The 7,094-nt window shown below is 41.1% G+C and carries 6 protein-coding genes; 1 reads left to right on the plus strand and 5 read right to left on the minus strand.

Annotation, left to right across the window (positions count from 1 at the left end):
- Window positions 1–100 precede the first annotated feature (100 nt).
- On the plus strand, window positions 101–1,345 hold the full coding sequence (locus F0227_RS14870) for an iron-containing alcohol dehydrogenase (RefSeq protein WP_171754024.1): 1,245 nt from the start codon (window positions 101–103) through the stop codon (window positions 1,343–1,345).
- Window positions 1,346–1,389: 44 nt separating this feature from the next.
- On the opposite strand, the gene F0227_RS14875 is transcribed toward F0227_RS14870, so the two are convergent.
- The 5 genes from F0227_RS14875 to F0227_RS14895 form a co-directional block, all read right to left on the minus strand.
- The gene (locus F0227_RS14875; protein WP_171754026.1) at window positions 1,390–2,244 is read right to left on the minus strand and encodes a MurR/RpiR family transcriptional regulator; all 855 of its coding nucleotides are present in this window, start codon (window positions 2,242–2,244) and stop codon (window positions 1,390–1,392) included.
- A gap of 314 nt (window positions 2,245–2,558) precedes the next feature.
- Entirely contained in the window at window positions 2,559–4,205 is a 1,647-nt protein-coding gene (gene panP, locus F0227_RS14880) for a pyridoxal-dependent aspartate 1-decarboxylase PanP (protein WP_171754036.1), read from the minus strand.
- A 254-nt stretch (window positions 4,206–4,459) separates the two neighbouring features.
- Window positions 4,460–4,972 (minus strand): hypothetical protein, encoded by a 513-nt coding sequence (locus F0227_RS14885; RefSeq protein ID WP_171754027.1) that lies wholly within the window; start codon window positions 4,970–4,972, stop codon window positions 4,460–4,462.
- A gap of 219 nt (window positions 4,973–5,191) precedes the next feature.
- On the minus strand, window positions 5,192–6,097 hold the full coding sequence (locus tag F0227_RS14890) for a lysine exporter LysO family protein (RefSeq protein WP_171754029.1): 906 nt from the start codon (window positions 6,095–6,097) through the stop codon (window positions 5,192–5,194).
- Between the two features lie 36 nt (window positions 6,098–6,133).
- Window positions 6,134–7,054, minus strand: a complete 921-nt coding sequence (locus F0227_RS14895) for an HDOD domain-containing protein (protein WP_171754031.1) — start codon at window positions 7,052–7,054, stop codon at window positions 6,134–6,136.
- Window positions 7,055–7,094 lie beyond the last annotated feature (40 nt).

Genomic DNA, 7,094 nt, shown 5'->3' on the forward strand with positions numbered 1-7,094 from the left:
GCAAATTAATTGCAGAGAGTCAATGTGATTTGTACTAAATCAATAACTTATTGAGTAAACAAGCGCAACCTAATTAACAGTAGCTATTATAGGAGTGTGTATGTTTCAGTTTATGACATCAACAAGGATAGTATTTGGTGAAGGGGTGTTGTCTTCATCGTTATCGGTACTAAATCAATATGGTTACAGTGTATTGTTAGTCTCCGGGCGAAATACTCAGCGAGCTAAACCTGTGCTTAATTATTTAAAACAGCAAAAAATGCGCTATCAACATGTCTCTATCAGTGGTGAACCAAACATCACAATGGTTGAAGAAACCGCGGTGATCGGTCGGCGTTTCAAACCTGATATGGTGGTCTCCATTGGTGGTGGTAGTGCCATAGATATGGGAAAAGCATTAGCCGCTATCATTCCCAATCAGGGTGATGTCTATGATTATGTTGAAGTCGTTGGACGTAGCGTACCACTTAAAACAAAACCCCTTCCATTTATTGCCATTCCAACCACCGCAAGTACCGGTTCTGAGGTGACCAATAAAAGCGTGTTACGCTCAGGGCAGGATAAAGTAAAGGTAAGCTTACGATCGGCCGATATCTTGCCTGATGTCGCTATAGTTGACCCTAGCTTAACGGTTGGAGCCTCAAGTGACATTGCTTATCGAGGCGCAATGGAAACTTTTACCCATTTAATGGAAGCTTATGTGTGCGGTGATCCAAACCCATTAACTGACATGATTTGTGAAGAGGGAATACGAAAACTGTCGGGTGCACTAACGCTATTAACTAGTGACGATGCTAAGTTTCCTTATTCTGACTTAGCGTTTTCTTCAATGCTTGGTGGAATGGCCATCTCCAATGCTAAGCTGGGTGCCGCACATGGGCTTGCTTCTTCTTTAGGTGGAAAAATTACTGTCCCACACAGTGTGATTACTGCTCGTTTAGCGCCATATGTGATGCAAGAAAATATATCAGTGGCAAGAGAAGGGGGCAGAGACGATATCCTGCAACGTTATCGCACGATTGCTAGACTGGTGACGAATAACCAACATGCCAATGAACAGGATGCGGTAGATTGGATCAAAACAACGCTAGAGTGCTTGAAGTTACCCAGCTTAACGGATTTTGGTATTTGCATGACGTCATTTAGAACCGTCGCGTTAGACGCTATGCAATCTGCATCGATCAAAGGTAACCCCATTCCGTTAACTGAAGAGCGTTTGATCTTTATTCTTGAGCAAGTATGTACCTGTGAAGAACATGAAGAGGGAAATCAGCAAGAGAAGAGCAACGCGAGTATAGAGATTAATGAGCTAGGCTATACACAAAATGAAACTGAACCTTTTTGAGTAAAAAAACGGAGCTTCTAGCTCCGTTTTTTATCATAAATAGCTTAAAAGCTGGTAATTTTGTCGTACCTAGAATCTTTTAACGCATCTTTAACCCGTTTAAGATTATCGCGGAAACCTGAACCACGTCGTAGGGTAAAGCCTGTTGCTAGGACATCAATAACGGTCATCTGCACAACACGACTTGCCATCGGCATGTAGACATCAGTATCTTCTGGTACGTCTAATGTAATTGATAGAGAGGCGGCTTTATCAAGTGGAGAGTCTTTTGCCGTTATCGCAATAACTGTGGCTCCATTTTCTCGACCTAAATTAGCCACTTCTACCATACTTTTTGTTCGGCCAGTATGAGAGATAAGAACGATGACATCATTGTCTGTACAGTTGATACAGCTCATTCGTTGCATCACAATGTCTTCAAAACAGGCAATGGGAATATTAAAACGAATAAACTTATTTTGTGCATCTTTTGCTACAGCCGAAGATGCACCCAAGCCAAAAAATGAAATGCGTTTAGCTTGAGTTAAAAGATCGACAGCGCGATTGACTTGCATTGAATCAAGGCTATTTTTAGCCACATCAAGACAAGCCATCGTTGACTCAAATATTTTGTGCGTATACGCATCTGGACCATCATCTTCTTCTACGTTTCGATTAACGTAAGGTGTTCCATTTGCCAGACTTTGCGCTAAATGAAGCTTAAAGTCCGGAAAACCTTTAGTGTCAAGACGACGACAAAAGCGGTTCACGGTTGGTTCACTAACATCAGCCATCTTGGCTAATGTTGCAATGCTTGAATGAATGGCCGTTTGAGGGGATGCCATTATAACTTCAGCAACTTTACGTTCTGATTTGCTAAAGTTTTCCAAGCTTTTTTGAATTTTCTCTAATGTATTCATAATTATTACTAATAAGTAAGTATATAAAACGGGCGTTCGAACTACTGCAAAATGCCATTTAGTATGGTCTTGTATATATTACGCAATAATAGAACCTACAACTTTGGATTCAGTATAAACCCATCTTTGGATAGGAAAGAAACAAAAGCAGAGTAAAATGGCAATTTAATGGCGATAACATGACAAAGTTCAAACTAAATTTCAGTTTCGAAACTTAATGTAGGATTGAACTGACGCAATTTTGCGCCAATTCAATAATAAATGACTTCTAAATTACAAAAATAAGAAAGAAAATTTCAGTTTTGAAAGCAATGTTAATGAGATCTATTATTAATATGCTGAGTCTGCTGCTCAATTTTCTCTAATAGATAACGATTGCTTAACGCTATCTCTCGCTGCTCGATTAATACCGACTGTAAGATCTCTTTGCTAGTAAGCGGGTTGGCCAAAACCACACGAAAAACAATCGTGTCGTGTTTATTCCACTTAGTCGGATTTAACCGAGTTCGGGAGACAAATGAGCGTCCCGTTTCCCTTTGCGTTTTCTGAACATACTTGGTTAAATCGTTTAGCAGTTGTAGTAATGGTTGTCGCTCTTGTTCGCTTGCGTTTTCTAGTGCTATTTGTGTCGCTTCGGGAACATAACGATAAGTCAGCAAACATAACTCAGGTTCCGAAACCAGTTCGAAGTCGTTCTGTTGTTTAATCAGCGTCGAGAAGTATTTCGCTTTCTCAATACTTTGATCAATAAGTAGCTCGTAACCTGGGCGGCTAATAATATGTAGGCTGGAGTACACCAACATCGCCATACCGGAGCGCGATCCTTCTAATGTATGGCTACCTAAATCTTTTGAACCTTTACGAAGAATATATTCTGCGTGATGCTCTACCGCTCTCATATCGTCGGGGTTTTTAAATAACACCATACCAGCACCCATAGGTATGTATAGCTGCTTGTGAGCATCTATGGTCACCGAGTTCGCAAGTTCGATACCATCAAGAAGGTGACGGTAGTGGTTGGACATTAATGTTGCTCCTCCCCACGCGGCATCTACATGAAAATGGCAGCCTTCACGCTGGCTAATTTCAGCCATCTCTTTTAATGGGTCGACACTGCCAGTTTCGGTTGTTCCTGCGACTCCGACAATTGCGAACGGCTTAATTTTCTGAGACTTTAATTGCGCGATTTTGCTCTCTAAATCTTTTGTGCATACGCGGTTGTTGCCGTCTGTTTTTACCGGAACAAGAGAGTCTTGACCAATGCCCAAAACATTAGCCGCTTTTTTCAGCGAGTAATGACCTCTTTCTGATACAAGTACGGCAAGACCTTCGTATTGATAATGTTTCATGGCCTTGAACAATCCTTCAGCTTGTACGCCTTTGAACTGTTTATCCGCTTTCAAAGCATTGTTTCTAGCAACCCACAACGCAGTTATGTTAGCGATGGTCCCACCAGAACAAAACGCACCTAAAGAGTGGTTGGCACTGTGCATCCATTTAGCATAAAACGACGGTTCTTTACTGTATATCAGCCGGTGTAACATGCCGAGGACTTGACGCTCTAAAGGTGTAAAGGCTTTAGACGTTTCAATCTTTACCAAGTTTTGATTGAGAGCAATCATTATTTTGGATAGAGGCATTAAGAAATAGGGCAGTGCTGAAGTCATGTGCCCGATAAAACTAGGAGCAGAAGTATGCACTGAGTGCGATACCAAGGTATCAAGTAGGTGTTGAGTATGATCTGAAACAAATTCAGGCTGTTCTGGTATAACAGCATTTGAAAAGTCTTTTTCTATTTCAAAAAGTGGCTTCTCTTCTGCAACAATATGTTCTCTCAAGAACTCGTTTAAGTTTTGAGATAACTCTACTTCAATTTTAGATAAAGCAGATCCCGGAGCTTCAGGGATAGTGAATATACGCAGTAAGCTTTCAAAGCTTACATCAGCTGTTTTGTTTTCCATAACTAAAAAACTTTTGTTATTTAGGTCGGTAAACCCTAGGGTCTGTTGACCTTTCGCGACTATTTTTGCAGCAGTTTGTTGGTGCTTCATACAAGGCAGCGCCTGGGAAGTGTAGCCATCTACACAAATCAGGTGACTAAGGTCTACAAACTTTGAATGCATCATTTTTGAGGGGAACAATCTAAACGAAAACGGGACCGATGTCCCGTTTTAATTGCGTAATCTGATTTTACCACCAACGATTAAGCTCACTTTTATTGACAGCTGATTTTCTCTACTTCAGAAATAGATTGGTTATATTTGGCCAATGCACTGTCTATTTTTTTAGGGTGGCTTAACAAATCAGCAAAGGCGGAGCGCAGCTCATAGTTTTTAGCATGAGGTGTAGATTGGCGATCTGAGAAGGTTTTCTCGGCTATTTTACCTAGGGTATCACTACGAGTTGCCAGCTGTTTGATCTCTTTTTGCTCTAACTTTAACCAAGCTTCAATAGGCTTTTCTGTGGCGATTTTACTGGTGTCTTCTTTTAAATAATAGTGCACTGCTGCTCGATTGAGTTCGAAATGGTTCTCCCTGCCTTGGTAAAACCAGTCTCCAACTTCTTTAAGGTCTGGGTATTGCTCCGCGGTTAAATTAGTCAGGTCTTTATACCAAGCAAGAGAGGCATCAATATAAGCATCGTATTTTTGGGATTGACACTGCATGTCAGCAGCTAGTGTTGCTGAGCTGGCACTGCACAGTAACAGCGTGAGGGCTAAACGCTTCATTTATCTTCCTTTTATATCTTTATAATGTTTATTCTAATTGTCGGTAAATGCTAACAAGTTATTAACGGTTTTGCTGAGAGCTATGTAACAGAGTTTTATTCTCAAATAACCTCGAAATGGAATAGCACTCTTCCGTTATCTTTCTTGAACTGAGCCTGTTGATACTGCTCTGAATCCAGCATGCTGAGGTCATCAGGCTGTATATGACTGATTAATGAGTTAACCGCTAATAGAAACGAAAAACAGCATAAATACAGGAACTAACAAGCTGAGAATAAATCCGCTAACAATAGCTATTGGTACACAGCGGACGCCGCCGGTTGTCTGAATGACGGGTAAGGTAAAGTCCATAGCCGTTGCACCTGCGTAGCCTATTGCGCTGCACGGTTTTCGTGTAATCAGCATAGGAATGAGTACCAGAGCGACTAATTCTCTAAGCAGCTCTATCATAAATGAAGCCCCACCAAATACCGGTCCAAACGCATCCCCCATTAAAATGCCTGCTAACGAATACCAGCCAAAGCCAGACGCCATAGCCAACCCTTTGGTTATAGGGATATCGAGTACCAGTGCCGCGACAATGCCTCCGAACCAAGAAGATATTATAATCACCATAGCGATTAACATACCGTGCTTGTTGAGTAGGATCTGTTTTAGGGTCAAACCACTATTGCGTAACTGGATGCCGATTAGGAACAATAAGAAGAATAAAATCCACTCGCTGGCCGATTCTACCCAACTGAGATCCAGTGGAAAGATAAGGCCGATTGCTAACCCGAGACCCACAACAATAATGAGTTTAACGGATTCCATTGCCATTGCTGAAAGGGGAAGTTTTTGTTTTGTTTGTACTGTTTGCAGTGGAAAAAAGCGATCTATTAGTGGCAAGGTCGTCAGGTTACATAAACCAATAATGACAAAAAATGTCGCAGTATAAGTGAGTATGGTTTGTAAATTGGTGCCGAGATTATCTAGTGCCGCTAGACTTAATCCCATCAAAGAGAGAATAACGTAGACTAAATACGAGGTGTATTTATTTATAGATTCTAAAATTGATTTATTTGAAATAGAAAACAGATACCCCACTACGAGTGGGGCAAATATAAAGATCATCCCTGAAAACATGTTTAAAGCCTATTGTTCTCGCATCTGTGAGGTAGTTTATAGTCCAGTTGCGGTTATAACGTCATTAATCCGTGACTTAAAGTCATTCTCATTTAAATTACTTAGCTGATACATCGCTTCAGCGCCAGCTAGATTCATCTCCACGTGATGGCTATCTATCTTATCATCATCACGCCTAAACATAAGTAGATGATGAGCCATTCTTGCGATATCTAGATAGGTGATGTCATTGCGATCATCGGTCATTTCGATATTCTTAGCAACCTCTATAAAGTCATTGTCGAACTGCCAGTGCTTCAGCACTAATTCACTGGTGGTTGGACATCGAGAAGCAAATATCTGCAGCGCGAGGTCATTGTCGAGGTAATTTCCTCTGTCCAGATAAATGTGGAACTCGTTTACTAAACAGTACAAGCCAATATCTGCTAGCAGTCCAACCAGCAATGCTTTTTCAAGCTCTAAATAGTCGTATTGGTTGTCTGAGTGTTGCAGTATCTCTTGAGTAACCAGTACCATTGTTGCTGCGAACTCTCTTGAGCTTGAGGCGCTCTTCTTAAGCACAGCACTACAATCTTTATCTAAGTTCGCGGTGTGTTTTAGTTGCTCTATTGCTTGTGCCGTAACAATATCACGTACTCGCATTATGCCTAGGCGAGATACGGCGTTTTGAATATCAGTACAGGTAATATTACGACGGTTAAAAATGACAGAGTTTGCTACACGGATAACGACTGCCGCAAGACTTGGGTCGTCTATCAGACACTCGGCAATATCTGGTACACCGGTTTCTTCTCGTGTGCAGAGTTGCTGGATTTTGATGACTACATCGGGAATCGGGGGAAGGGTTATTCGGCCCGTAGATATAGATTGTTCAACCAGTTGTGCAAACTCAGACTCAAGGCTTTCTACAAGTTGCTGCTTATTATCAGATAGCCAAAAAAATGATAAGTGATTCATATATATTGTCCTAAATTCTTGAACGCCATAGTACATCTAC

Source organism: Vibrio sp. 99-8-1 (assembly GCF_013114595.1).
GTDB lineage: Bacteria > Pseudomonadota > Gammaproteobacteria > Enterobacterales > Vibrionaceae > Vibrio.